The following is a 26,855-nucleotide window of genomic DNA, read 5'->3' as shown; positions in this document are numbered from 1 at the left end:
CCGGCCTGTGGCGCTTTTTTGTTACATGGCGCCTCCTTCTGCCGCGGACAGCTGGGCTGGCGTTGGACGACTTGCCCGACGCGCGTCGTTCCAAGTGTCCACAATGGACAGCAACATCTGGGCTTCGCGATCAGTCAGTTGCGGAACTTCCTCCAGCAGCTTGCGTATGACCACAATCTTGGCGGGCGAAATCGCATGCGCGAGCCGAAACGTCCGCTGGGAAAGGTCGGCCGCCAACCGTAGGGCCCGAACTTCGTCTGCTGACAAATCAAGCGCAATCGCAAGCGCGCCGAGCAATACCGACCCATTTGGGATCTTCTTACCGACCTCAATCGCGCTGATATAGGTCGCGTCGACTCCCACACGACAAGCCAGTTGTGATTGGGTCATCGCTTTCCCTACACGATGCCGCCGGACAAAGTCACCGAGCTCGGACATAGCAGGCGTCGACCCAAACTTCGCCAGCAATGCACCAAAGATTCTTTGCAGCATTTACTGTCGGCCTCGACCCAATTGAGCCTAGCCCCTGCTCACGTTTCTGTCATCCAACAATTGTGGGCATTCATAGACAACAAAGTAATGCTCGACTGACTAACCTGCATCTGAAATTCATCTTCTCTGACAAGGTCACCTCACTGCTGTTTTGTACTTGTTTTGGTAAGCAGGAAAATGTGCTCAGTTGGGCTAGTTCTAACGACTTGAGGCGTCAACGCGCGGCAAAGGCGCCGCTCAGCTGCCGCGCACGCTTGACGTCATCGCCATGGAGATAGATCGACGTGGTTGAGATAGAGGCGTGTCGCAGGTTATCGCGCACCGTGGTCAGTTCCACGCCACGCGCTAGCGCGTGGCTCGCATGGGTGTGACGCATCCAGTGTGGACTGGCCTTTCGCAGCTTGTCAGCCAGCGTGGGATGATCGCCCTCGATAGTGCCAGCGGTCGTCCAGAAAAACCTCCTGACCACTCCCCACAGCCGCGTCCCCGTGATGCCACTGTGCGCATCCAGCCCAAGCCCACCAATCAGCAGCGTGTTGGGATTCCAGCGTCCCCGCGTCACGGGTAACCCCCGCTCGACCAGATAACGATCGAGTGCGGCCCGGGCCAGTGGTGGCAGCGCGACCTTACCGGCGCGACCGCCCTTGCCTACCAGCCTGAGCCAATGGTCGCCCTGCCCGTCGGTCTCGATGTCACCCAGCTTCGCGGAAACGAGTTCGCTGGCCCGCAGCCCGGTCGCATAGCCGAAGTCGAGCAAGAATCGCAGCCGCTGCGCCGCCGACGCGTCCCAGCCATACGACCACTCCAGGCCGTCGGCAATGGTGCGGGCCAACTCCCATTCGCCTTCGGTGAACGCGTGGGAGCTGTCCAGGGCAACCGTCCGCCCACCTCCCCGGACTTTGATCCCGGCGAACGGATTGGCCAGCACATAGCGTTGCTGGATCAGCCAGCGGAACATCGCCCCCAATATCGACAGCGCATGGGCAGTCGAGCGCGCCGACAGGCCGCCCGTGAACGGACGCCATTCGACGGACGTGCGCGAGCGTGCCGGACCGACCCAGCGCTCGCGGGGCGTCGGTCTGCGCAGGAAGCCCCGGTAGGCGACGGCGTCCTCGGTAGTCAAAGAAGACAGCGGGCGGCCGCGCTCGATGATTGCCCACAGGATCAGGCGCTCCGCTTCCTTGCGGTAGGCCCGCTGCGTTGCGGACGATTCGTGCAGCGATAGCCAAGCCTGCACCGCCTCGTAGTCGTTGTCGGCCGTGAGGACGCAGCTGTCACGTGGCGCACGAAACTGCCCTTGCGAGCCGTCGACTTCATGCGGCAGGCGCAACTGCTCCCATGGCACCACCACGCCACGGGCTTGTTCCGCGATCAGCGCTCGGGCGCGTTCGGTGAGTTGCGGATGCCGGGCGAAGAAGGCTTCGACCTGCCGGGCGCCGGCGGAGCCAAGGCCAGGAATGACGGCCCACCAGCGGCGCCGGCGCGGCACACGCACCGTCAGCGCGGCTAGTGTGTCAATGCCCTGTGCCCGCAGTGCGGCAACCGTCCGCGGCGCCAGCCACAGCGCGATGTCGTCGCTGATTGCTGGCATCGGTGCCGGCAGCGCGCGCAACCATTCGATGGCTTGGTCTGCGGCCCTGCCCTTCCCGGCCCGCTCGGCCGCGGAGATTTCAAACAGCTGGGCTAGGTCTTCGCGCTGGCGCGTGCGCGCGTACGCGGCAAGCTGGCGGCGGATGCGCCCGAGGATGCCGCGCGACGACTGCCCCTGCGCTCGCTCCTCGCCCAGGTACCGGGCGACGGCCTCCCGGGTCGCCAGCCCGGCATGCCAGGCGCGCAATGCGGCCAGCGAGGCGGCATCCGGGAAGGCGGACGGTGGGGGCGGCGTTTCGGCGTTCAGGGCGGGACAGCTTTTCATGCCGCCAGTTTAGCGCATCAACACTGCTATTATGATAAGAAGAGTTATCGCAATGGCACTGAATGGCTAACTGCTTAACGAGCTCCTGGGTTTCGATAAACTGTCGCTCGCACCATGCGTCGCTCACGGGGGAGACGTCCACGAGCTGAGTCTTCGGTTGGTTCAGGCCGGCTAGCCGATCGCCCAGTGGGTTGCGCTGGCCGCTCCACCGGCGCACCCGCATTTCGAGGCGCATGTGAACGGTGTGCCACGCAATCCGAACTGGCCCCTAGAAGCTGCCGCTGCTACCGGCGACGGCTGTTGCCGCGGGGCCGGTGGAGGATTGAACCTTCCCGCGTCGGCTCGATCTACGTTGAGGAATGCAGTTTTGTCAAAGCCTGCCGGTAAGCTGACCGCGACCCCGGCGCTCGGCGTCTTGCTCGCTTAGCCTCCAGTCTGGTTCCGCGCAGGTGAAAGCAATCGATGATCACGGGCCTTCTGAAGAAAGTCTTCGGCAGCCGCAATGAGCGGCTGATCAAACAATATCGCCGGGCCGTCGCGCAGATTAATGCGCTGGAGCCCCAGTTCGAGAAGCTGACGGACGATGAGTTGCGGGGCATGACCGAGACTTTCCGCCAGCGCCACGCGGCCGGCGAGTCGTTGGAAGCCTTGCTGCCCGAAGCCTTCGCGGTGTGCCGCGAGGCCAGCAAGCGCGTGATGAAGATGCGCCACTTCGACGTGCAGCTGATCGGCGGCATGGTGCTCAACGACAACAAGATCGCCGAAATGCGCACCGGCGAGGGCAAGACGCTGACCGCCACGCTGGCGGTCTACCTGAACGCCATCACCGGCAAGGGCGTGCACGTGGTCACGGTCAACGACTACCTGGCCCAGCGCGATGCCGAGTGGATGGGGCGTCTGTACAACTTCCTGGGCCTGTCGGTGGGCGTGAACCTGTCGCAGATGGCGCACGACCAGAAGCAGGCTGCGTACAACGCCGACATCACCTACGGCACGAACAACGAGTTCGGCTTCGACTACCTGCGCGACAACATGGTCTATGACCCGTCGCAGCGCGTGCAGCGCCCGCTGCACTACGCTATCGTCGACGAAGTGGACTCCATCCTGATCGATGAGGCGCGCACGCCGCTGATCATCTCGGGCCAGGCGGAGAACCAGACCGACCTGTACCAGCGCATGAACGGCATTCCCAAGCTGCTGGAGCGCCAGATCGGCGAAGAGAAGGCCGACGGCACCGGCGTGGAGAAGCCCGGTGACTACTACGTCGACGAGAAGGGCCACCAGGTCTACCTGACCGAGTCCGGCCACGAGAAGGCCGAGGTCGTCTTGTCCGAGATGGGCCTGATCGGCGAGGGCGAGTCGCTCTACGCGCCGCAGAACATCACGCTGATGCACCACCTGTACGCTGCCCTGCGCGCCTACAGCCTGTTCCACCGCGACCAGCACTACGTGGTGCAGAACGACGAGGTCATCATCGTCGACGAATTCACCGGCCGCCTGATGACGGGCCGCCGCTGGTCCGACGGCCTGCACCAGGCGGTCGAGGCCAAGGAAGGCGTGACCGTCCAGCAGGAAAACCAGACGCTGGCCACCATCACCTTCCAGAATTACTTCCGCATGTACGAGAAGCTGGCCGGCATGACCGGCACGGCCGACACGGAAGCCTATGAATTCCAGGAGATCTACGGCCTGGAAGTGGTGGTGATCCCGACCAACCGCCCGGCTCAGCGCAAGGACCTGCAGGACCAGATCTACAAGACGTCCAAGGAGCGCTACGACGCCGTGGTGCGCGACATCCGCGACTGCCACGAGCGCGGCCAGCCGGTGCTGGTGGGCACCACCTCGATCGAGACCTCGGAATACCTGTCCGACCTGCTGAACAAGGAAAAGCTGCCGCACCAGGTGCTCAACGCCAAGCAGCACGCGCGCGAGGCCGAGATCGTCGCGCAGGCCGGCCGACCCAAGATGATCACCATCGCCACCAATATGGCGGGCCGCGGCACCGACATCGTGCTGGGCGGCAACGTGGAGAAGCAGGCCGGCTTCATCGAGGCCGACGAGAGCCTGTCCGATGCCGCGAAGTCGGCGCGCATCACCACGCTGAAGGACGAATGGAAGTCGCTGCACGAGCAGGTCAAGGCCTCCGGCGGCCTGCACATCGTGGGTACCGAGCGCCATGAGTCGCGCCGCATCGACAACCAGCTGCGCGGCCGTGCCGGCCGCCAGGGCGACCCGGGCTCCTCGCGCTTCTACCTGTCGCTGGACGACCAGCTGCTGCGCATCTTCGCCGGCGACCGCGTGCGCGCGATCATGGAGCGCCTGAAGATGCCCGAGGGCGAGCCCATCGAGGCCGGCATCGTGACCCGCTCGATCGAGTCGGCGCAGCGCAAGGTGGAAGGCCGCAACTTCGACATCCGCAAGCAACTGCTGCAGTACGACGACGTCGCCAACGACCAGCGCAAGGAAATCTACAAGCTGCGCAACGAGGTGCTCGAGGCCAATGACGTCGGCGAAATGGTGAAGAACCTGCGCGAGAGCGTGCTGGAAGAGATGTTCCGCGAGCACGTGCCGGCCGACACCATGGAAGAGCAGTGGGACATCGGCGGCCTGGAGGCCAAGCTGCGCGACGAATGGGGCCTGCCGTTGCCGCTGGCTTCGACCATCGAGGCGGCGCAGAGCATCGAGGACGAGCAGCTGCTGACCATGATCATGGGCGCCGCCAACGAGCGCTACGACGGCAAGGTCGCCCAGGTCGGGCGCGAGTCGTTCTCGGGCTTCGAGCGCTCGGTCATGCTGCAGAGCATCGACACGCACTGGCGCGAGCACCTGGCCGCGCTCGACCACCTGCGCCAGGGCATCCACCTGCGCGGCTATGCGCAGAAGGATCCCAAGCAGGAATACAAGCGCGAATCGTTCGAGCTGTTCGCGCGCCTGCTGGACGTGATCAAGAACGAGGTCACGCGCGTCATCTTCAACGTGCAGATCCAGACGTCGGAAGAGCTGGAGCAGGCATCCGAGCAGATCGAGGAAGGTCTGTCGCACCTGGAGAACGTGCAGTACAAGCACGACGAGCTGGATGAGGGCGGCGAGCCAATGGAGGAGGTGCAGCCGGCGCGCACGGCGATCGCCGCCGGCGCCGCGGCTGCGGCGGGCCTGCCCAAGGTGGGCCGGAACGACCCCTGCCCGTGCGGCTCGGGCAAGAAGTTCAAGCAGTGCCACGGCAAGCTCAGCTGAGCCCGGGCACACCTGCGCGGGAAAGACCAGGAGGTAACGACGTGTGTCATTTCCGGCTTTATCCCGGCATGCCCCCTATAGCGCAATATAGCGCGATTTCTGTCGCCCAGGTCTGCGGCCCACTCTGTCAGTGTCTGAACAAGCGAGAACCTGGCTGGAAACGGGACGCATAGCGCGCGCCGGGCCAGTCTGCCTCATCACCGCAACTATTGGGGATGATGGTTGTAGGCGGTTCTGCCGCCTACTCGCCAACCTGCAACTCATCTTCCACTGTGCTGACCCCCGTCACCGATATGGCCGCCTTGAGTGCCGTCAGGTGATCGCTATCACTCTTCACTTTGCCGCCAAGATGCACCACACCATTGTTGGTGCTGACCATGATGCCAGTGGAATTGAGGCCCTTCGCTGCGAGAAGCTCAGCTCTTACCTTCATGGTAATCGCGGTGTCATTCAGCAGTCTTTGGACTGGTTTCATCTCGGTCTCCTCTAACGGACCGTCAATGCGCAACACGGTAGCTCTCGGGCCACCTGCTCGCCGCATCCGCCCACCCTTACGTATTGAGTTCCAGCTAAGCCGTACTGCGTTACACGTGCTTACAGGCCTTACTAGAGTGGAGCAGCTTCTGGCATGCAGCATATCGAAGGGGCATACGCCCTTGGGATGCGCCCGCGCGGTACTAGGCAGACTCTCGCGAACGCACTGTCGTGCCCGCCGCGGATGCTTAGCCTGCTGTTGTTCCACTGCGCAAGCGGAGATCGCTGATCACACGCCCCGAAATACGCGCTCCGCCTGTCGCGCATACAGACGCTCGCGCCGCCTCTGGCAGTCTGCACAACGCTTGGCGGTCGAGTATGCCTGCAGGCGTGAGAATGGGATGTCCTCCCCGCAATCGACGCAGGTGCCATACTCGCCATGCTGCATCCGCGCCCGGGCGGCGTCGATGTCGGCGAGACGCATGCGGTAATGGTCCCGCATCGCGTCATCCTTCCGCTGCATGACCTCTTCGTTGGCCAGATCACCCTCGTCCCTCGGCTCGTACTGCGCCACTGGGGCCATTGGGGTGTTGGAGGAGCCGACGGCGCGTACTTGCGCTTCTTCCGCGTCAAGCTGGGCCGCTACCGAAGCGAGTTCCTGCACTGTAAGCTTGCTCATAATGGATCTCCTGAACTCGGTGAACCCTGCAGTGCGTGTTGGATTCCGGTTGCCAGAGACTGCTCCACCGCCTGGCAGGGGGCCGCGGCAGCGTTCACCATCCGTTGGGTCTCCTCTTCGCTAAGACCCGAGTTGAACTTGAGGGTGCCAAATCGACGCCCCCAATGCTGAGGGATTGGTGTCCCAGTCGACGTCATCGAACGTGAGCTTGGCATATCTGCAGATCGCTTCCTTGTTCTGGCAAGCAGGAGAGCGATAGCGGCGTTGCGCAGTGATTGCAGCGTACTGCCCGGGCCTGCCGGCACCGGCCGCGGTTCGGCGCAAACCTGCGCCGCATGGCACATCGGCCGGCTGACCGCGGACGGCCTCACTTCGGTGCCGCCACGGTCACGAGTGCCGGGCGCAGCACGCGGTCGGCAATCAGGTAGCCGCGCTGCAGCACGGCCACCACCGTATTGGCCTCCTGCTCGGAGGGCACCATCGAGATCGCCTGGTGGCGATGCGGGTCGAACTTCTCACCCACCGGATTCAGCTCGAGGATCTTGCCCTTCTCGAAGGCGCTGCTGAGCTGGCGGGCCGTCAGTTCCACGCCTTCGCGCAGCTTGGCGATGTCACCGGAATCATCTGCCAGCGCCGCCTGCAGGCTATCCATGACGGGCAACAGGTGACCGGCGAAGTTCTCGATCGCGAACTTGTGGGTCTTGGCCACGTCTTCCTGGGCGCGGCGGAGAATGTTCTCGCCCTCGGCTGTGGCGCGCAGGAACAGGTCATAGTACTCGCGTGCCTTGGTCTCGAGTGCGGCGATCTGGGCTGCCACATCCTCCACGGCGTCGGTTTCGGCCTGGGCCGGTGCCGCCTTGCTCGTGTCTTCGCCGGCTGGCGTCGTCGGGGATGGTGTCTGCTTCTGTTCTTCCATGTCGATACGCAACCAAAAGCACGGCCCGCGCAAAACGCGGCCGTTGGGAGTCAACCGGCAAATCTAACCCGCAACTGGAGGCGGGCAGTCGAATTGCCAGAGTAAGAAGCTCCAGATATCCGGTGGTAGAGCCCAGCAGCAATCTGCAAGCGGTCAGGGCCACATGGGTAAGGTTCAGCCACGTCATCCACCCTTCATACTTGTCTGCGGTCGCGCGAAGCTACTGCAACAGTTGTCGGGAACTCGGCGAGCGGCACGAAGCGTCGTGTCGCTCCGTCGAGCGCATCGATGCTGCCCGTCTCGATGTCATAGACCCAACCGTGCAGAGTCATGCGTCCCTGTTCGAGCGCGAGTGCCACCGACGGATGCGTGCGCAGGTTCGCGAGTTGCGCGATCACGTTTTCACGCACGAGGCCGTCGAGCTTGGCGCGAGGCGTATCGAACTGATGCACCGCATTTATCGCTTTCGCAGCATCCGCATGGCGCAACCAGTTTGCGACCGCAGGCAGGTGATCAAGACACGTGCAACGCGAAATCGCGCCCATCGCGCCACAGTCCGAGTGCCCGCAGATCACGATGTCCTGCACGCCCAGGACCGCGACCGCATATTCGACTGTGGCCGATACGCCGCCAGGTTCTGGGCCGTACGATGGCACGATGTTGCCTGCGTTGCGAATCACGAACAGTTCACCCGGCTCGCGCTGGGTGAGGAGCTCGGGCACAACGCGGCTGTCAGAGCAAGTGACAAACAGCGCCTTCGGGTTTTGTGTCGTCGCGAGCTGCTTGAATAGCTCGACGCGTTGCGGATAGACTTCGCGCTGAAAGCGCAAGAAGCCGTCGATGATGTCGCGCATGGCGCCCTCCAGGTTCGAATGCCGAATGCCGGCATGAGCGTTCGCGACGCCCCTGTGCCGGTGCGGCAGTCATTATTGCCGATATCAAACGTTGGCCTAAAATTGGCCGCGTCTTAACGAATTCATCATCGCCACACCATCGGTGCTGTCGACTCGAACGGGCGAAGCCAGCATGTGTGTGGGCTATGAAGCCCGTATGAATGATCGAACCGGTGCCAGCCTGCTTACCACGGATCTACTGCAATATCTGCTAAGGGGGCTACCGTGGATGGCCTGGCGAATCGAAATCAGGAAACTCGTCGTCAAGTACTTCGAATACCTCCTCCGCCTTTCCCCCCAGGGTACGTTCAAAGCTGCGATATGGCTGATCGTCGGACCGCAACCATTGGTAGGCGCGTTGCACATCCTCAATGGTCGGCTCGATCTCGAGAATCCGTGCGATCAACTCGTCATCAGTTGGGCCGATAATCTCGCGAATCTGACTCGCGCTCGCACGCCGCGAAGCGATTATGGTATTGCGCATGGCATTGCCTCCAACTGTGTGCCTAGAGCCTACGGAAGTCCTCCCGTGTTTAGGACACCCAGAGGTCCAGTACGAGTGAGCCGTCGGCTGGCTCACCGTTTGGGGTTCACATCTTTGAACTCAACATCCGTCACGTCTTCGCTTTCCCTCTCGTTGCCCGCCTCTTGTGCGCTCGATGAAGGGTCCGAGCCGGTGGCTCCTGCGGCCTGCACGTCCGCGTAGATCTTTTCACCAAGTGCTAGAGAGGCCGAGCTCAGCGCCTGCGCCTTGGCGTCCATTTCGGCTTTATCGGAGGTTTTCAGGGCGGCCTCGAGATCCTTGATTGCGGATTCGATCCTCGCCTTCTCAGCTGGTGTCAACTTCTCGCCATACTCGGCCAGCGCCTTACGCGTGGTGTGCAGCAGGGCGTCACCGCTATTGCGGGCATCGACCAGTTCCCTTTGCCGGCGGTCTTCGTCAGCATGAGCCTCGGCGTCCTTCACCATGCGCTGGATCTCACCTTCAGACAGTCCGGAGTTGGCCTTGATGGTGATCCGGTTTTCCTTGCCGGTGGCCTTGTCCTTTGCCGAGACGTGCAGGATGCCATTGGCATCAATGTCGAACGTCACCTCGATCTGCGGCATGCCACGCGGCGCCGGCGCAATGCCCTCCAAGTTGAACTCGCCGAGCAGCTTGTTGCCAGCGACGATCTCTCGCTCGCCTTGGTAGACCTTGATGGTCACCGCCGCCTGGTTGTCATCGGCTGTGGAGAAGAACTGTGCGAACTTGGTCGGAATGGTGGTGTTCTTGGTGATCATCTTGCTCATCACACCACCTAGGGTCTCGATGCCCAGCGACAGCGGGGTGACGTCAAGCAGCAGCACGTCCTTGCGGTCACCGGCGAGCACCGCGCCCTGGATCGCCGCCCCCACCGCCACCGCTTCATCGGGGTTGACATCCTTGCGCGGCTCGCGGCCGAAGAACGCTCTGACCTTCTCCTGTACTCTGGGCATACGGGTCATGCCACCCACCAGAATGACGTCGTCGATCTTTTCCACCGATACACCGGCGTCCTTGATCGCGATGTGGCACGGCTCCATCGTGCGCTCGACCAAGTCTTCGACCAGGGCTTCGAGCTTGGCACGCGTAAGCTTCAGGTTCAGATGCCGCGGCCCGCCGGCGTCGGCCGTGATGTACGGTAGGCTGATCTCCGTCTGCAGACTCGACGAGAGTTCGATCTTGGCCTTCTCTGCGGATTCCTTCAGACGTTGCAGCGCCAGCACGTCCCGCGACAAATCGACCCCCTGATCTTTCTTGAATTCGCCAATCATGTAGTCGATGATGCGCTGATCGAAGTCTTCCCCGCCAAGGAAGGTGTCGCCGTTCGTCGACAGCACTTCGAATTGCTTCTCGCCTTGCACGTCAGCGATCTCGATGATGGAGATGTCGAAGGTGCCGCCGCCGAGGTCGAACACGGCGATCTTGCGGTCGCGGCTTTCCTTCTTATCCAGGCCGAACGCGAGCGCGGCCGCGGTCGGCTCGTTAATGATCCGCTTGACATCTAGGCCGGCAATGCGGCCGGCATCCTTCGTCGCCTGGCGCTGGCTGTCGTTGAAGTAGGCGGGGACTGTAATGACGGCTTCGGTGACGGACTCACCGAGATAGTCTTCGGCGGTCTTCTTCATCTTGCGTAGTACTTCGGCCGAGACTTGCGGCGGGGCGAGCTTCTGGCCTTGCGCTTCGACCCATGCGTCGTCGTTGTCAGCCTTCAAGATCGTGAAGGGCATCAGGCCAATGTCCTTCTGCACTTCCTTTTCCTCGTAGCGGCGGCCGATCAGCCGCTTGACGGCAAACAGCGTGTTCTTTGGATTCGTGACGGCCTGCCGCTTGGCGGGTGCACCGACGAGGATCTCGCCGTCATTCATATAGGCGACGATCGACGGGGTCGTGCGCGAGCCTTCGGAGTTCTCGATCACTTTGACCTGGTTACCTTCCATCAGCGCCACACACGAGTTCGTGGTGCCGAGGTCAATCCCGATGATCTTGCTCATGATGTTCAAGCGCCTGGCGCTGTCCTGGTTTGGTGCTCCCTGTTACGCGAAAGCCGTCTGCGACCGGCCGCACGCCTTGCGTGTTTCGTCAATACGCCAGCTCCGGTGACAGCGCAGCGGCTTTGCCATGGTCTTTCGGCAAGTCCACCACGGTCGCGTCCGTGGTCAGAATCAGCCCAGCGACCGATGCAGCGTTCTGTAGTGCGGTGCGAGTCACCTTGGTCGGGTCAATCACGCCCATCTCGAACTGATCGCCGTATTCACCGGTGGCCGCATTCCAGCCGAAGTTGCCGTCATGTCCGAGTACCCGGCTAAGCACCACCGACGCTTCCTCGCCAGCATTGGCGGCGATCTGCCGCAGCGGCTCCTCCAGGGCACGCAGCACGATTCGGATGCCGGCTTCCTGGTCGGCGTTAGCGCCAAGGAGCGGCGCAAGCTGCGCGCGGGCGCGCAGCAGTGCGACGCCGCCGCCCGCCACGATGCCTTCTTCGACTGCGGCCCGCGTGGCGTGCAGAGCGTCTTCGACGCGCGCCTTCTTCTCCTTCATTTCCACCTCAGTGGCGGCGCCAACCCGAATCACCGCCACGCCACCTGACAGCTTGGCGATCCGCTCCTGCAACTTCTCCTTGTCGTAGTCGCTGGTGGCCTCGTCGATCTGCCGCCGGATGGCCTTGATACGAGATTCGACTGCCGTGCGCTCGCCCGCGCCGCCGACAAGAGTCGTATTCTCTTTCTCAATTTCCACGCGCTTGGCGTGCCCCAGATCCTCCAGCACGACACTCTTGAGCTGCTTGCCCGTCTGTTCCTCGATCAGCGTGCCGCCGGTCAGGATGGCAATGTCTTCCAGCATAGCCTTGCGCCGGTCGCCGAAGCCTGGCGCCTTCACCGCGGCGGCCTTGAAGGTGCCGCGCAGAGTGTTGACGACCAGGGTCGCGAGCGCCTCGCCTTCCACGTCTTCGGCCACGACGAGCAACGGCTTGCCGGTCTTGGCCACGGCCTCAAGCAGTGGCAGCAGATCGTGAATCGCCGCAATTTTCTTGTCATGCAGCAGGATATACGGCTCTTCGAGCATGACGGTTTGCTTCTCGGGCTGGTTGATGAAGTATGAGGAAAGATAGCCGCGATCGAACTGCATGCCTTCCACCACCTCCAGTTCGCTCTCCAGTGACTTGCCGTCTTCAATCGTGATGGCCCCGTCCTTGCCGACCTTAGCCATCGCATCAGCAATGATCTTGCCGATCGCCTCATCGGCGTTGGCTGAGATTGCGCCGATCTGGCCGATCTCCTTGCTCGTGGTGCAGGGCCGACTCAGCTTGCGTAGCGCCTCGACGACCGCGCCCACGGCCAGGTCCATGCCGCGCTTCAGATCGATCGGGTTGAGGCCCGCCACCACGTCCTTCATGCCTTCCTGAACCATCGCCTGAGCCAGCACGGTGGCGGTTGTGGTGCCGTCACCGGCCACGTCGGAAGTCTTGGCCGCAACCTGCTTGAGCAACTGGGCCCCCATGTTCTCGAACTTGTCGCGCAGCTCGATTTCCTTGGCGACCGACACCCCATCCTTGGTGATCAGTGGGGCCCCGAACGATCGCTCGAGGATCACATTGCGCCCCTTGGGACCGAGCGTGACCTTGACCGCGTTGGCCAGCAAGTTGACTCCCGCCACGATGCGGCGGCGCGCGGACTCCTGAAACTGGATCTCCTTGGCTGCCATGATGAGACTCCTTGCGAGACTCTAGCCTTCTGTTCCTTGCTCTACTCGACGACGCACAGAATGTCCTCGTCACGCATGACCAGCACCTCCTTTCCCTCGAGCTTGACGGTGGTGCCCGTATACTTGCCAAAGAGCACGCGCTCGCCGATCTTCACGCTCGGCGCACTGACACGGCCATCGCCAAGACGCTTCCCGGGGCCGACAGCCAAGACTTCGCCCTGGTCCGGCTTTTCGGCGGCGGTATCGGGGATGACAATACCGCCGGCCGTCTTGTGTTCTGCGTTAAGGCGTCTGACGATAACGCGATCATGTAGTGGACGGATGTTCATTGCCTTGCTCCTCATCCAATCACTGTGATCATGAGTTTGTCCGGCCGACGAGTCCGGGTCGCCGTTCAGGGCATTCACGTGTCAACGCCGGTATCTGGATTCAAAGCACAAGCGCTATTGCCCAGGAAGCCCGATCCTGGCGCTTCACTGAATGGGCGGCACGGTGCCGAACTTCTCTGCCAGCATCCGCTCATATACGCCAATATGCACATCCACTTCAGCCTGACTGACGACGACAACGTCAATCGTGACCTGCTCGGGCGGCAATCCGAACATCGCGGCCAGCGCCACTTCCAGTAGGGGGGCCGCCGCTCCGTCCTTTTCGAACGTCGTGCCGATGCTAATCACGTAAGAATCGCCTTGCGCCGTGACGTCCACCAAGCGGGCCTGCGTGCTGAGGTTGTTATCAATCGCGACTGTGGCCAACTCCGCCACACGACGCGTCCGCTCGGTAGGAAAGCCGCGCGTGCACTTGAGCCGGACCCGATGCCTGCCTAGTGTCACCCACTCAGAATCGAATTCCATTGAAGTTTCCATCTCGAAAGTGTTTGCTGCCGAAATAGAGGCCAGCCCGGCGACTTGAAGACCTCAGCATCGCACGTGGAGTCGCTGCTGGGCCGCAAGCCAGCACCGCGCACTCCGGGCGCCACCTATGCCGGAAGACACGCCACCTTGCATTGCCAGCGGGAATATCCCCCCTGAGGGCAACAGGCTCAAGCGCGTCATCTTCAACTCACTTTACCTCGATCTTCCTCACCGGGGATTGCGAAGAGCCGGTCTTGGGTAGACGCAACGTCAATACGCCTCGATCGAATTTCGCATCGACGTGATCGAGGTCGACGCCATCCGGCAGCGGAATACTGCGCATGAATGCGCCGTATGCCCGCTCCAGACGGTAGCAGCCGTTTTCCTCGGTCCGAATGTCCTGCTTCTTCTCACCCCGCAATACCAGCGCGCCATCCTCGATGGTGGTCTGCAGGTCCTCGCGATCCATGCCGGGCAGCTCCGCCGTAATCCTCAGGGCCGTGCCATCATCGACCACATCGATTCGTGGCTGAAAGCGCGAAGAACTGAAGTCGCCGAACCATCGATCCAATCCCCCGAAGCCGCCGAAGGGTTCGTGCAGAAACTCGCCCATCGCACGCCAGGGATCGCTTGAAAACAGCCGCGAAACGTCCGGCCAGTCCGGTGTCCAGTGCCTTGGCGCGGGAACGTTCGACGACTCGGCAGTCGGTTGCCTGTCCTCTGTCGATTTGCGTAGGAACTTGAAAGGGTTCCATTTTCCCAGGTCTGTTTTCATCTTGTCCTCCTGATGGTGACGACGCATCATTCGATGCCAGGGAACGCCATGAAAAAAGCTCACCAAGACGATGGGTCTGTCAGTCGCCCCCCATTTCGGGAGGCAATCGTGGCGCCCAGCCGGACGCCACCATGCCTTTTCGAGTGCGTGCCCCAGTAGGCGCGACACGTTACCCGGTCGTCACGGCAATGCGACGCGGCCTCGCTTCATCGCGGCGCGGGATCGTGAGTTTTAGCACGCCATCTTCCAAATGCGCGTCAATCTTCGACGTATCGAACTCCGGACTCAACGCAAATGCACGGGCGAAGTGCGGCTCGCGGACTTCCGCGTGCTGCACCCGCAGGTTCGCCGGCGTCGGTACGACGGCCTGCGCCTCGATATGGAGGTTGCCATCATGGACATTGACATTGAGGTTGTCCTTGGTGACGCCCGGCAGGTCTGCCCAGAGGGTGACGCCGTTGCTGTCCTCGAAGATGTCGACCGCAGGCAGCAATGTGAGCCTGGTCGATGGGCTGTCTTCCTGGCGTTGCGCCACCGCACCTTGGTCGCGCTCAACCATTTGGGTAGTTTCGCTCATGGTTCTCTCCTCACGTTACTGGACGGTGATCGCGCGAGGCTTCGACGATTCATGTTTGCCGACGCTGATCGACAGGCAGCCGTTGGCATAGCGCGCCTGCACCTTGTCGGGGTCAGCGTTCTGCGGCAGCTCAACGACCCGTCGGAAAGTGCCGACGAAACGCTCCTGCGCGTATGGCCGGACATCCGGGTCATCCGCCGACTGAGCCGCGTCGCGCTCGCCGCTGATCGTCAGCAGGCCCTTATCGATCGACACGTCGAGCTTGTCTTGTTTGATCCCGGGTGCGAACGCGACGATTTCGATCGAATCGTCTGTGGTGCCAATGTTGAGGGCTGGGAACGCACCGAAGCGGCCGGAGCGGATACTGGACGGGAAGCCGCCGAACAAGCTCGCCATCTGCCGCTGCAGACGATCGAACTCACTGAACAGGTCGGTTCCGAAAAAGAGATCACTCATGGTCGTATCCTCCTTCGATGCAGCAAGGAGGCGAAGGGGCAACGCGCTCCCATTCACCTGCCAAGCCGCTGGCAAACAAACAGAAACACGCAGCGCGCAACGTCGCGACTGCCTGAGCGAAAATAAGATAGCAATCTGGCGGCCAAATTTCAAGGGCGATAGCCAGTACCCATTTGCGCGAGAACCCCGGCCGGCCACTTTAGGTCACGAATCGGACCGACGCAGCAATCAAGGACAGCCTCGACGTCGCTCGGCCGGAGCTGCTCGACATACTTCTGCGGCATGTGGAGCTGGATTTGCACAAGGTCTCCGCCGCTGCATATCAGTGAGGGCAATCATCGAGCGCCGGGCGAGCTGGTCGAATAGGCGCTGCCCTTTCTGTGGAGATACGCCACGCAGTCATGACGCGTAAGGTCGGGTCCTGGCTGGCGGCGCGTTGGAACAGGTCGTCGCTCATCTTGCTGCCAGCCACGTCGCGTACGGAGATTGCGCCGGTCCGGGACTCCAACCCGGGATCGGCGAGTATTGCGACCTGTTCGAGTCGTTATTGACCCGATAAACGTGTCTTGTACAGCACGTCAGATTGCCGCGCCGGTTCTCACCGCCGGCGCAACCGTCGCGGAGTCGCCGAAGGAGGAGTGCGCACCACCGATGCCTGAATAGGGGACATAAGGACGGCGATCGGTGACTGCAGGCGTGGTTTTGCTCGTTCGGGCGGGCCCACTGTGTGGGCCACTTTTCGCTCGCGTCGGGACGACAGAACAGATCGTGCACAGATGGCGTTTGGCCTCGGCGGTTCGTCCCCGATGGCGGCGCCAAGGACTAGTCATGCCCGCACGTGGTCGCGGCCTTCACCAGCCGTTCCCGTGTGTTGGGGCCGGCAAACTGCCCGTCCACCAGGAGGTGAAAATTCCAAGGCTGGTCGGTCTCGCACCTGGCGTTTTGATTGAGCAGGATTGCGGTGCGGTGCACCACCTCTTGCCAGTCGCGGCTGACGAAGATGCTGTGCTCACTCCTATTGGTAGCGCCATCGGGACGGTACGTGACCAGAGTGTAGGTAAGGGTGTTCATGCTCCCTCCCCCTTGGTTGCAATCGTAGTCGCGGCTGACCCCGGCCCATCGCATTTGGCCCGCCGGCGAGCCTGGAAGTTTGCCATGCCCCGGGGTCACTGCTCCGCCGATCGGCGTACCCCTCAAGCACACGCGAGTAACCTGATCCTGATTCGAGGACACGAATGGCTACGCTGGACGCGACTTCGGTTATGCCGGCAGACTTTCAAGCCAGTACTAAAGATGTAGCGTCTGCTCCACCGCATTCGAGGGGCAAACGTCGCGCTAGCGCGAATGCGCCAAGGCTGCGAAGCACACTTTGTTCCAATAGCGTTCAGGTCTGGGAGTGGTCCCCAGTGACTTGCCACATTGGGCCGTGTTTCCGGCTGGGAACGTATCTGCGTGATCCATGTTGTGCGGGCGTTCTCGGCCTCCTCGTCGTCGCTGCGTGTACCCAGACGGCCATGATGAGGCATGCTCCGCGCCGAGCTACCCTGGTTTCTTTGTCTGGGTTCGTGTCAACAGTTCGCTGTGGACGGCCTTGATACCGGGGCAGTTGCGAGCCTCCGTTTCCAGGACCTCGCGCGTTGCGGCGTCGTTCACCGTGCCTCGCAATGTCACGACGCCTTCATGTGCTTCGACACACACGGTACCCGGGTCGACCGTCTGCGCGAAGCGCTCTTCGATCACTGCAACGAGCTGTGTGTCGGACCGAGGAGGCACCGTGCTGCTGAAGTCGTTCCCCACATTCTGCCCCAAGGCCGCCGGCCCCGGCGCCGACAGTCCCTCATATTCCGGTGCCCGAACTCTGCTGCTTGGGCCCATGCCGTACATGCCATAGCGCTCTACCCCGTCGGGCTGCTTGCCGCCGAACTGTACGTGATATGGGTGCAACAAAGTGTTTGTGTGTGACAGCCCGGTTTGAAGATAATTCACTACGTCCGTGCCCCGTTCCACGCCGCAATGGCTACCGTACCGAAAGTCAGTCAGCGGCGCATGCTCCTGGGTACAGCTGGCCTCACGCTGATCGTCCGAAGTTCCCTGCTCGCGGCGCTGGAGGCGCTGGAACTCGGTCGGCGACGACAATGATGGATTTTGGGACATAGCGCCCTCTCCTTAGCGAGGGGCAGCAATCAAGCCACTGCCTGCGACAGCACGTCGCGGCCGATGACAGTCGCGGCGACCATCCGCACGACCCATCAGCCATAGCGGCCAGTTCGACGACCAGAAAGACCACTCCGACGGCGAATTGCGGCACGCCAATCCGGCATTCACCGCGCTAAGTGGTGCGAATGCCTGTGGAGTTTCATAACGCCGTCCTGCACGTGCGGCTGCTTCCATCTCTCATTCTAGGAAATGGGCCAACTGGCGTAGGTCCGACCGTGTTCAGACTCCACTTCTCTTCCACCGGCCGCCAGCCCTCGCTGCCATTGAATCTGGGGCATACGCGGGAGCAGGCTGTTGATGTGCTGCAGCGGCTCCAGGTTGAACGACGGGCCGTCCAGGAAGTGCTCGTCAGCGCTTGTCCGCCGACCTGATTGCTGAGGGCGTCGTTGTGCGGTCATAGCCAAACGCGGCATCTGGCGCCAGACCAGCGCTGGCGCGCACGTGGTCGATCACGATGAGGGGAATACTGCCCAGGTTAGGAAAGTAATGCAATTGCTGGAAGACCTTCAGCAGCACCAACAAGCCAAGTCGCGGACCTTGTCCACGGGTCGAACGGGTGGCCCACTCCAATTCCTCGGCACCCGGCGTGTAGCACGCCTGTAGCTCCTTGGCGGAGAAAACCTTCGGGAAACGCGGGTAAGCGGTACGCTCGACGGTGGCCATACAGGATCTCGGCAATCGCTGAAGGGCCAGCCAGTCTAGCCGAGGACGCTGGCAAAATTCCAGACTAGCGTTATAACAGACAGGAATGGCTCTTTCCGTCTATATAACCAGAAGAATTATGATAGTTGATTGCCCGTATCTTGGCGTAACCCGATATCGCCGGGCGCTGGCACGCGCATAGATCACTGCAATTTCACGCGCGATTGGCGAGCACTTCGGGCTCCATGAAGTCATCCAGCACGTCATCACGCAATGCAATGAAACGCGGATCGCTGCGGTGGCGTGGGCGCGGCAGATCGATGTTGATGATGCGGCGAATGCGCCCCGGGTGCGGCTCCATCACCACCACCTGATCGCCAAGGAAGACGGCTTCTTCAACATCGTGCGTGACGAGCAGCATGGTGATGCGCTCTTTCTGCCAGATGCGTTGCAACTCGTTCTGCAGGCGTGCACGGGTGAGTGCATCGAGCGCGCCAAAGGGCTCATCGAGCAGCAGCACGCGCGGGCGATTCACAAGGCCGCGTGCAATGGCTACGCGCTGCGCCATGCCACCAGAGATCTGATTGGGCCACGATTGCTCAAAGCCCCGCAGACCCACGAGCGCCACATGCTCCGCCACGCGTTCGCGCTTTTCAGCAAGAGAGAGCGGCGCGTTGCGCAGGCCCACGGCGATGTTCTGCTCTACGGTGAGCCAAGGAAACAGGCGGTGATCCTGAAACACAATGCCGCGTTCCGGCCCAGTGCCGTGGATGGCTTGGCCGCCCAGTTCGATGCGCCCGTCGTATTCATCATCAAGTCCCAGCACCAGTCGCAGCAGCGTGGATTTACCGCAGCCACTCGCGCCCACGATGGACACAAAACTGCCAGCCTCCACATGCAGATTGATATTGCGAAGCACCTCCAGCTGGCCGCCTGCGGCTTGTGTGCTCGCATAGCGTTTGCCAAGTTGCTGGATGCGCAGATCGTTGTTTGAATGAACCGGATTCGTCATAAGTCACTCCACAAATTGTGCGTTTACGCGCGGCCTGACCAGCGCATCAACCGGCGTTCAACCCACCGTGCGGATGCATTGAGCACCCACCCCACCAGACCGATCACCAACATGCCGAAGAGCACCAGATCCATGCGGAAATGCTCGCTTCCTTCGATCAGCGTATTGCCGATGCCAACACCCGCCACCAGCAGATACTCCGCACCAATCGTTGCAAGCCATGAGTAGATCAGCGCCAGATAGATGCCCGTGAAGATGCTGGGCAACGCGGCAGGCAACACAACTTGCGTGATCGCCTGCCAGCGCGTGAAGCCGAACACGCGTGCCACTTCCAGCAGCGTGGGCGGTGTGGTGCGTATGCCGTCGCAGGTGTTCACCACCACGGGCACCAGTGCGGCGAGCGAAAGAAACACCACCTTCGCCATATCACCCAAGCCAAACCACACCGAGATGAGCGGAATCCATGCAAACAGCGAGATCTGCTTGAAGGTATTGAAGCTCGGCCCCACCAGACGGTTGAACCATGTGGAGAGGCCAAGGAATGCGCCCAGCACCAGGCCACCCAGCGTGCCAATCACAAAGCCGGTGAATTCACGCGCAAGGCTTGCGCTGAGCGAGCGCACAAGTCGCCCGCTCTCGATCTGCTCCCACGCGGTGGCGAGCACTTTTTCTGGCGACACCAGTAGTGCGGAATTCACCAGATTCAAGCGCGAAGCAATCCACCATAGCGCGACGGCGGCCAACGGAAGTACCCAGCCCCGCCAGCGACCCGTACTTCGCGTGCGCAGCGGTTGCAGTGTGGTCACCTCCGCGCTGTCAACGCGTGCGGATGAAGGAGTTGCTGCAACGGTACTCATCGCACACGCCTCACGCGGCGCTCGGCCACGTCCAACAGTTTGTCGATTGCATAGCCGATGGCGCCCACCACCAGCACTGCGGCCATCACCTGATCAAGCTGGAACAACTGGCGCCCATAGACGATGAGGTAGCCCAGCCCTTCGCTCGATGCCACCAGCTCCACCACCACCAACGACAGCCACGCCTTGGTAAAGCCCAGACGCAGCCCGGTGAAGAGCGTGGGGATCGCATGCGGCAGCACGATCTCCAGCACCTGCTGGCGCGGCGTGTAGCCATACACCGCGCCCACTTCGCGCAACGACTGCGGCGTCTGCCTGAAGCCCTGCAAGGTGTTGATGGCCGCAGGCACCAGCGCGGCCTTGGCGATGAGGATGTATTTGAGCGGCTCGCCAATACCCACGAGCAGCAGCATGAACGGCAGCCAGCCGAGCACCGGTATCTGCACGAGAGCATTGAATGTGGGCAGCAGATAAGCCTCCACACGCCGCGAGAGGCCCATGGCCGTGCCGAGTGCCAGGCCAATCAGCGAGCCCACTGCAAAGCCGACGAGCACGCGTTGCAGGCTTGCGCTCACGTGCATCCACAGTTCGCCGCTGGTGGCGAGGTCGCGCAACGTGTCCCATACCTGCGCGGGCGCGGGAAGCACTTGCGGCGCGATCCAGCCTTGTTCTGCGCCCAAGCTCCACAACGCGAGAAGCACCAGCGGCAGCAACCAAGGCGCGGCGATCCATGCAACCCGCCGCAGTTTGGGGGCGATGCTGGATGCAATGCTTTGATTGCGTGCTTGAGCGCGCGGCGCGGGCGCGCACACCGGTACCCTCACCGTCGAGGTGTTCAGCGTCGGCGCATTCAAAGTTGTCGCGCGCTGTGACAACGTAAGGCTTGATTTGGATTGCATGCTCGCTTGCTCCTTGTGCGCCCTCAGCGCGATGCGACCGACGCGCCCGCAGCCACGGGCTTGCCAGCCGCGTCATACGGCGCCCAGTGTCCTTCAAGGCCCTGGCTCTTGAGGGCAGCGCGCAGGTACTTGGGCTCGATCCAGTCATTCACCGCCACGCTCTTGCGGATCAGCTTGAGCTTGAGTGCGTCGCCGAGAACCGCCTTGTAACGACTCACCACAAACTCATCGAGCAACGGCGAATTGCGCACGGCAAGCGACTGCCCTTCAAAGTCCGCCGCCCACGAGGCAACGGGGATGCCGCCCTTGGCCCATGTCTCAAACAACGCGCTGCGGTTCCTTTCGTCCGATGCCCACTGCGCGGCGCGCACGAACACGTCGACCACGCGCTGCACTTCCTGCGGATGCGCCTGCTCGAACTCCGTGCGCACCACGAGGCCCGCTTGTCGCGTGAAGGCGGAGTCTTTGCCTTGCGTGGAGTACACGATCTTGGCGAGGCCCTGATCGCGCACCTTGAACCATTCAAGCCCGCCAAACGCAGCGTCCACACCGTTCGACACAAGCGCAGCCTGCGAACTGCCGGAGTCGAGATTCACGCCCTTCACATCGCGCTCCGTGAGCCCATTAGCCGCGAGCAGATTGATCACCACGATATGGCCGTTGGTGCCGCGAAAGATCGATACCTTGCGGCCCTTGAGATCGGCGATGGAGTGAATGTCGGACTTGGGCGGCGTCACCAGATAGAGGTTGCTGCGCGTGCCGCTGGCGAGCAGCAATTTGGTGTCGAGACCATTCGCGCGGCCCACGAGCGATGGCAGGTCGCCCTGATACGCAAAGTCGATCTGCTTGTTGGACAGCGCCTCGTTCACCGCCGGGCCCGCGCCTTTGAAGAACAGCCACTCCACCTTCACGCCGCTGGATTTGAGCGCGTCTTCCAGCCAGTGCTGATTGCGCACCACGCCACCGGGCGAGCCACCCCAGGTGATGGGATCGCCACCACCGGCCTGCGCCACGCCGATGCGGATGGTCTCCGGCGGCGCGGCGTGCGCTGCCAACGCAATGCCCAGCACTGAGAGTGCCAACGCTGCGCGCCAGCGTCGAATTGTGGATGTGAATGTCTGCTTCATAACGCGTGCCCCTCGATGTCTGCCCGGTTACGCCGCAGCGGCCTTGGCCGCGAGCTTTGCGCCCACCTGCGTGCCTTCAAAGAAGCGCGGATTGGCTTCGGTGTAGAACTTGTGCGGGTTGCTGAACACCAGTGCCTTGAAGTCCTGCTGCGAGATCACGCCCTGCTCCACGAGGTCCCATGTTTCTGCGAGCGGCTCGGTGAATTCCGGCACGTCCCAGTGGCCCACGTCGGAAGACCAGATCGCGTTGATCTTCACCTTGCCGGGGTTGACGCGATCGTTGAATGCAGCGGCCACGGTGCGGTCATCGGCCTCGGAGCCGAAGAAGAACGGATCGACCCAGCGCGCACGGATGTCTTCCGCCTTCTCGATGCCTGCGAGCGCGAAATCGTCGATCTCATCCGCATTCGGCTCTCGGCTGTGCGCGAGTGCCGAGATGCCAAGGCTGTCGCGCACCAGCGAGCTTTTATCGACGCTGCGGCCCTGCAGCAGTTCACCGCCATGCTGCTCGAACAGCGCAGCGAGCAGGTCGACATCGACCTCTGCCGGGTTGTAGTTCTGCACCGCGTCGCGGTTGCGCTTTTCCCAGCGGTCCACCAGATGCGTGTAGACGTGCGATCCCCAATCAGCGCCGCCCTCCAGCAAGCCCACGCGCAGGTTTGGAAAACGCCGCGTCACGCCACCAAAGAACAGCGCCTTGGCGAAGGCCTGCGAGCCATCGGCAAAGTGGCCGATGTGGTTGTTCATGTAGTTGGAAATCGAGCTGCGGCCCGTCCAGCCCTGGCTGCCGTAGTGCGTGGTGATCGGCACGCCCAGCTCCACCACCTTGGCCCAGAAGGGGTCGTAGTCATAGGGGCTGTCGATGCCGTAGAAGTCGATGTAGCCCACGTGCTTGGCGATCTCGGGATGCTGCTCGCGTGGGTACTTCTCGGCAATCGCAGGAATCGGGCGACGCACGCCGCCGGGGATGTTGATGACCTTGAGCCCCAGCGTGTTGATGGCAAAGTCCAGCTCCTCAATCGCCTCTTGCGGCGTGTGCATGGGAATACCCGCCACGGGCGTGAGACGGTCCGCGTATTTGCGGTACTGGTCGGCGTGGAAGTGATTCAGCGCGCGATGCAGCGGCTGGCGGAATTCCGAGCCCGCAGCGGCGGGCGACAGCACATCGTTGGGGAACAGGATGGAGTAGTCGGAGCCCTGCTCCTCAAGGCGCTCATGCAGCAGCGAGGGGATGGTGTAGGTCGCCAGATCGTAGGTATTGCGCGTGACGCGCGCCCACCATGGCGCACGCAGCGTGCGGTTGTGCGCGCGCTCTGCGGGCGTCTGCTGATACCAGTCCTTGCCACCGCCATCACGCGTCACAAAGCGACCACCGAGTGCCTTGCGCAAGGCATCGACGAGCTTGTTGCCACCGTATTGCGCGATGTAGTCTTCAAGCACCGGCTGGTAATCATTCACGTGCACATCGGTGTCGATCACGGGGTGATCAAGACGTGCCTTGACAGCTGCTGAACGAGAAGCCTTGAGGGGGTTGAGGCGGGTATTCATGCGTGAGCTCCGTTGGGTTGGTTGGCTGGTTCTGATTGATTCATGGTGCGTTTTGAGCGCCGCTTCGGCAACGAATCATTCCTGATTTGTATATTTGTCCTTCGATCCGCGTCGCGAATTCAACGAGCGCATGTGTCATGCAGAGCGTTTCATCGAGCACTTTGCCGATCGCTTCGGCCGTGGTGGGCGCGGTGGTGGCGAAGGAGGTGGCGAAGGAGGCGGTTCGCCAGTGGTGGCGCGTGGTGACACATTTAATGTCGCTCGGCGCCCCCCAACCGCCCACGCCAACGATACGCTGCAGCTGGGAGCCAACGTCGGCGATGGGGATCCGCCAGTTGGATCAGCAGGATGTACCGAGGCACGTACATCCATGTCATCGCATTTCCGCTTATCGAAATGGGTGAAGAAATCCGCCCACCTGGGCAGAAGTGGGGATACCTGATCGCCGTCACGGAGACTCGCAGCGCGGACCCTGGACAGGCTCTCGCGTGCGGGCCAGCCGGTGATGGGTGCGACTATTTCACGTCCGGTGCAGCCGAGCAGGCGGCACTCCACTACGCACGATTGGCGGTCGACATCGGATTGGAACTGGGCTGAGGTCATGCCGCAGTCTTTCGGCCCCGGGGTTGCGCAGGTCAGGCCCCGGCGTCTCGTTGGACGGCCAAACGTTTCCACAGATCGACACGTGGCAACAGTCCAAAACGAAGATTACGTAAGCCAATCGTGGAACGGACGATGACCCGGCACGAGCCCGGGCTCGCCGCAATCGTCAAGGCCTGACAGTGCTGGGGCCACTGCCCGGAGGATTTGCAAAGGTCTGCTCGACAAACTCTCGCAGCTGGCTCAGATCGGTCCGGGCGTACGCGGCCGTGGTCTGCACCGAGGCGTGGCCGAGCAGCGCCTGCGCGGCGGGCAGCGGCACTTGGTGATCGACCACCAGCGTGCGTGCGTATGCGTGACGCAGCCAGTGAGGCGAGGCCTTACGCAGCAACATCTGCAAGGGATCGTTGTCCGGCAGGCCGACTGCCACACCAGCCAGCAACGCCTTGATCTCGCGGTACAGCCCTGCGGCCTGCAGCGCCTCGCCCTTGTTGCCATGAATGAGCGGCAGCACCTCGTGCGCCGGGGGCTCAGCCGGCAGACCGCGCGCGAGCCGGTAGGCGCGCACGGTGGCGACGCAGGTCGACGGCAACGGAATGGCGCGCGTCTTGTCGCCCTTGCCGCGCACGTAGAGGGTCCAGCGCCTCGGCCGCCAGGCGCGGCAGCCCCGTGTCGGCCGACCACGTCAACTCCGCCAGGCGGACGCCGGCATAGCGGAACAACGCCCAGATGGCCCGCTGGCGCCGCGCAGCCAGCGCGTCGTCCGCGTCCGTCACAGGCGACGCGCACCACGCATCGCAGGCGGCCAGCAGCGCTGGCGGCAACAGCCGGGTCGGCGCGAAGTCGGCGCGGGCTGCTGCAACGCGTGGCGGTAGGCGAGCAACTGCTGGCGAGTCAGGTCGGACAGCGGCCCGAGCCCGCGCGCCTCGCACCAGCCGATCACGCGGCGCAACTCCGCACCATAGGCACGCCGCGTATGCGCGGAACGCCCGGCCCGGTCGCGCAGGAAGAGCGCCAGCGCCTGCGCGTCGTCGCTGGCGCCCAGCGTGTTGGTGGCGGCGTGCGGCTGTGCAAAGCGTCCCGCGCGCGCCAGCCACGCTCGCGTGCGCGCGTCCTCGGTCGCGAGCCACAGGCTGGCCGCGGCCGGCGAGGAGGTCACAGTGCATGGCGCAGTCGAGGCCGAGGTCTGTTGGAAGCGGCGCCGGTGGGTGTGCAGCAGCCGCGCCAGTACCGTATCCGGGCCCGGTGCCTCTTCGGCGGGGACCGTGCGCAGGCGGCCGCGCTCCCAGTATTCGACTGCGGCGTCGTGCGCGAGCAGCAGCTTCAGCACCGCCGGCTGTGCGGCCTTGGCTTCGGCCAGCGACCCGTAGCGGCGCTTGACGCGCGCAAGCGTCCAGTGGATGTAGGCCGGGTGGCCGAGCGCTTCAGCCAGGTAAGCCAACGCCGCGTCGACGGTCGGTGGCAGGTGTGGCGGCGGCACGGTCGCCGTGTCGACCCACTCGGCGGGGTTCATGCCCGGCTCCCGCGCTTGGTCGTGGGTTTAGCCCGGTGCGTCTTCGTCGGGGGTGCCGCGGCCGCCAGCGTCGCGCGCAGCAGCTCATCGAGCTGAGCGCGCTGGCTGGCATTGACCGCCTTGAGCGCGCTCGCCTCGCCGACAGCGGTCTGGCGCGCGGCACGCTCGCCGGCGAGTTCCGCCTCGAGCCGGCTGCGCTCCTGCTCGAGCGCCGCGCCGCGCCGCTCGGCGAACTTGAGCTGCGAGGCGTGCTGGCCGCGCTCGGCCGACAGCGCGTCGCGCTGGTGCGCGGTTTCCTGCAGCAGCTGCTTGGACAGGGCCTCGTAACGTGCCTGCGCGATGGCGACGGCCTCAGCCTGCGCGCGCTCGCCGGCCGCGAGGCGTTCCTGCGCGGCGGCCAGCCCCGCTTCTCGTTCGCCGAGTTGCGCGGCCAGCTGTGCGGCGCGGGCATGTTCGGTGGCCAGAGTCGCGCGGGCCTCTGCCAGCTCCGTGTCGCGCGCCGTCAATTGCGCACGGACTTCGGTCAGTTCGTCACGCAACAGTTCGACCCGCAGCTCGGCCTCGGCGCGTGCGGCCTCGGCCGCCTCGATCCTGGCTTGGCCGTCGCGCTTGAGGCGCACCACGTCGTCGAGCTGCACCGCGACCGCGGCGTGCCACAGCGCGCGCATTTGTTCGGCGATCTCGGGCGGGAGCTCCGGCAGCGCCAAGTCCGCGAGGCCTGCGCGCACCACCTCGGCCTCGATCGCGTTGAGCGTGCGCGAGAGCGTGCCCGGGTCGCCGCCACCGAGCCGTGCGCGCAGCTTTCGCACCGACACCGCGCGGCGGAAGCGCGCCGCGGTGGGCGGCTCCGCGTCGCCCGCCTCGGCCAGCATGGTCAGCACGGTGGCGCGGATCTGTTCGGGCGTGGCGGCAGGACGGGGCATCGTGGCATCCAGAGCGGAATTCAGACC

General features: G+C 63.1%; 23 protein-coding genes and 2 pseudogenes. 1 reads left to right on the top strand and 24 read right to left on the bottom strand.

The genetic code is table 11. From position 1 onward, the window contains the following. Nucleotides 1-21 precede the first annotated feature (21 nt). Nucleotides 22-492: a helix-turn-helix domain-containing protein gene (locus AC1Z3O_RS09130; RefSeq protein WP_483515327.1), complete on the bottom strand. Its 471-nt coding sequence runs from the start codon at nt 490-492 to the stop codon at nt 22-24. A gap of 214 nt (nt 493-706) precedes the next feature. Then, the gene (locus AC1Z3O_RS09125; RefSeq protein ID WP_483515326.1) at nt 707-2,407 is read right to left on the bottom strand and encodes a phage integrase family protein; all 1,701 of its coding nucleotides are present in this window, start codon (nt 2,405-2,407) and stop codon (nt 707-709) included. A 462-nt stretch (nt 2,408-2,869) separates the two neighbouring features. Between AC1Z3O_RS09125 and secA the strand changes: the two genes are divergently transcribed. Continuing rightward, nucleotides 2,870-5,641 (top strand): preprotein translocase subunit SecA, encoded by a 2,772-nt coding sequence (gene secA / locus AC1Z3O_RS09120; RefSeq protein WP_483515324.1) that lies wholly within the window; start codon nt 2,870-2,872, stop codon nt 5,639-5,641. A gap of 241 nt (nt 5,642-5,882) precedes the next feature. Here the strand turns inward: secA and AC1Z3O_RS09115 are convergent, their stop codons facing one another. The 22 genes and pseudogenes from AC1Z3O_RS09115 to AC1Z3O_RS09010 form a co-directional block, all read right to left on the bottom strand. Continuing rightward, the gene (locus AC1Z3O_RS09115) at nt 5,883-6,116 is read right to left on the bottom strand and encodes a BON domain-containing protein (RefSeq protein ID WP_483515323.1); all 234 of its coding nucleotides are present in this window, start codon (nt 6,114-6,116) and stop codon (nt 5,883-5,885) included. Between the two features lie 288 nt (nt 6,117-6,404). Next, nucleotides 6,405-6,794: a TraR/DksA family transcriptional regulator gene (locus AC1Z3O_RS09110; RefSeq protein WP_483515321.1), complete on the bottom strand. Its 390-nt coding sequence runs from the start codon at nt 6,792-6,794 to the stop codon at nt 6,405-6,407. A 367-nt stretch (nt 6,795-7,161) separates the two neighbouring features. Further along, nucleotides 7,162-7,710: a nucleotide exchange factor GrpE gene (grpE, locus tag AC1Z3O_RS09105; RefSeq protein WP_483515320.1), complete on the bottom strand. Its 549-nt coding sequence runs from the start codon at nt 7,708-7,710 to the stop codon at nt 7,162-7,164. Nucleotides 7,711-7,904: 194 nt separating this feature from the next. Beyond that, a complete protein-coding gene (locus AC1Z3O_RS09100; protein WP_483515318.1) occupies nt 7,905-8,564 on the bottom strand; it encodes a carbonic anhydrase in 660 nt (219 codons plus the stop codon). Between the two features lie 259 nt (nt 8,565-8,823). Then, nucleotides 8,824-9,087, bottom strand: a complete 264-nt coding sequence (locus AC1Z3O_RS09095; protein ID WP_483515316.1) for a hypothetical protein — start codon at nt 9,085-9,087, stop codon at nt 8,824-8,826. Nucleotides 9,088-9,179: 92 nt separating this feature from the next. After that, nucleotides 9,180-11,117, bottom strand: coding sequence for a molecular chaperone DnaK (dnaK, locus tag AC1Z3O_RS09090; RefSeq protein ID WP_483515315.1), 1,938 nt, complete (start codon nt 11,115-11,117; stop codon nt 9,180-9,182). A gap of 88 nt (nt 11,118-11,205) precedes the next feature. Then, complete coding sequence (gene groL / locus AC1Z3O_RS09085) at nt 11,206-12,828, bottom strand: chaperonin GroEL (protein ID WP_483515313.1); 1,623 nt, start codon at nt 12,826-12,828, stop codon at nt 11,206-11,208. A 41-nt stretch (nt 12,829-12,869) separates the two neighbouring features. Then, nucleotides 12,870-13,157 carry a co-chaperone GroES gene (locus AC1Z3O_RS09080; RefSeq protein ID WP_483515311.1) on the bottom strand — a complete coding sequence of 96 codons (288 nt, stop codon included), beginning with the start codon at nt 13,155-13,157 and terminating at the stop codon, nt 12,870-12,872. A gap of 144 nt (nt 13,158-13,301) precedes the next feature. Next, nucleotides 13,302-13,682, bottom strand: a complete 381-nt coding sequence (locus AC1Z3O_RS09075) for a hypothetical protein (protein WP_483515309.1) — start codon at nt 13,680-13,682, stop codon at nt 13,302-13,304. A 208-nt stretch (nt 13,683-13,890) separates the two neighbouring features. Beyond that, a complete protein-coding gene (locus AC1Z3O_RS09070) occupies nt 13,891-14,457 on the bottom strand; it encodes an Hsp20/alpha crystallin family protein (RefSeq protein WP_483515307.1) in 567 nt (188 codons plus the stop codon). 169 nt (nt 14,458-14,626) lie between these two features. Beyond that, nucleotides 14,627-15,034 carry an Hsp20/alpha crystallin family protein gene (locus AC1Z3O_RS09065; protein ID WP_483515305.1) on the bottom strand — a complete coding sequence of 136 codons (408 nt, stop codon included), beginning with the start codon at nt 15,032-15,034 and terminating at the stop codon, nt 14,627-14,629. A 15-nt stretch (nt 15,035-15,049) separates the two neighbouring features. Beyond that, complete coding sequence (locus AC1Z3O_RS09060) at nt 15,050-15,490, bottom strand: Hsp20/alpha crystallin family protein (RefSeq protein WP_483515303.1); 441 nt, start codon at nt 15,488-15,490, stop codon at nt 15,050-15,052. Between the two features lie 822 nt (nt 15,491-16,312). Continuing rightward, nucleotides 16,313-16,561: a hypothetical protein gene (locus AC1Z3O_RS09055; RefSeq protein WP_483515301.1), complete on the bottom strand. Its 249-nt coding sequence runs from the start codon at nt 16,559-16,561 to the stop codon at nt 16,313-16,315. A gap of 468 nt (nt 16,562-17,029) precedes the next feature. After that, nucleotides 17,030-17,644, bottom strand: coding sequence for a BON domain-containing protein (locus AC1Z3O_RS09050; RefSeq protein WP_483515300.1), 615 nt, complete (start codon nt 17,642-17,644; stop codon nt 17,030-17,032). Between the two features lie 429 nt (nt 17,645-18,073). Continuing rightward, nucleotides 18,074-18,370: pseudogene (locus AC1Z3O_RS09045) on the bottom strand (DUF4158 domain-containing protein); the annotation flags it as partial. A gap of 193 nt (nt 18,371-18,563) precedes the next feature. Continuing rightward, a complete protein-coding gene (locus AC1Z3O_RS09040; RefSeq protein ID WP_483515298.1) occupies nt 18,564-19,361 on the bottom strand; it encodes an ABC transporter ATP-binding protein in 798 nt (265 codons plus the stop codon). Nucleotides 19,362-19,384: 23 nt separating this feature from the next. Further along, on the bottom strand, nt 19,385-20,218 hold the full coding sequence (locus AC1Z3O_RS09035; RefSeq protein ID WP_483515296.1) for an ABC transporter permease: 834 nt from the start codon (nt 20,216-20,218) through the stop codon (nt 19,385-19,387). Continuing rightward, nucleotides 20,215-21,117: an ABC transporter permease gene (locus AC1Z3O_RS09030; RefSeq protein ID WP_483515294.1), complete on the bottom strand. Its 903-nt coding sequence runs from the start codon at nt 21,115-21,117 to the stop codon at nt 20,215-20,217. The genes AC1Z3O_RS09035 and AC1Z3O_RS09030 overlap by 4 nt, the downstream gene beginning before the upstream one ends. A gap of 23 nt (nt 21,118-21,140) precedes the next feature. Then, a complete protein-coding gene (locus tag AC1Z3O_RS09025) occupies nt 21,141-22,244 on the bottom strand; it encodes an ABC transporter substrate-binding protein (protein ID WP_483515292.1) in 1,104 nt (367 codons plus the stop codon). A gap of 27 nt (nt 22,245-22,271) precedes the next feature. Then, nucleotides 22,272-23,792, bottom strand: a complete 1,521-nt coding sequence (locus tag AC1Z3O_RS09020) for an amidohydrolase family protein (protein WP_483515290.1) — start codon at nt 23,790-23,792, stop codon at nt 22,272-22,274. A gap of 769 nt (nt 23,793-24,561) precedes the next feature. Then, nucleotides 24,562-25,905: pseudogene (locus tag AC1Z3O_RS09015) on the bottom strand (tyrosine-type recombinase/integrase). Further along, nucleotides 25,902-26,828 carry a DNA-binding protein gene (locus AC1Z3O_RS09010; protein WP_483515288.1) on the bottom strand — a complete coding sequence of 309 codons (927 nt, stop codon included), beginning with the start codon at nt 26,826-26,828 and terminating at the stop codon, nt 25,902-25,904. Before AC1Z3O_RS09010 ends, AC1Z3O_RS09015 begins: the two are co-directional and overlap by 4 nt. Nucleotides 26,829-26,855 lie beyond the last annotated feature (27 nt).

This window comes from Cupriavidus sp. 09_S30 (assembly GCF_056930435.1).
Note: the sequence above shows the minus strand (reverse complement) of the source record. Positions and strands in the feature narration are given on the sequence as shown.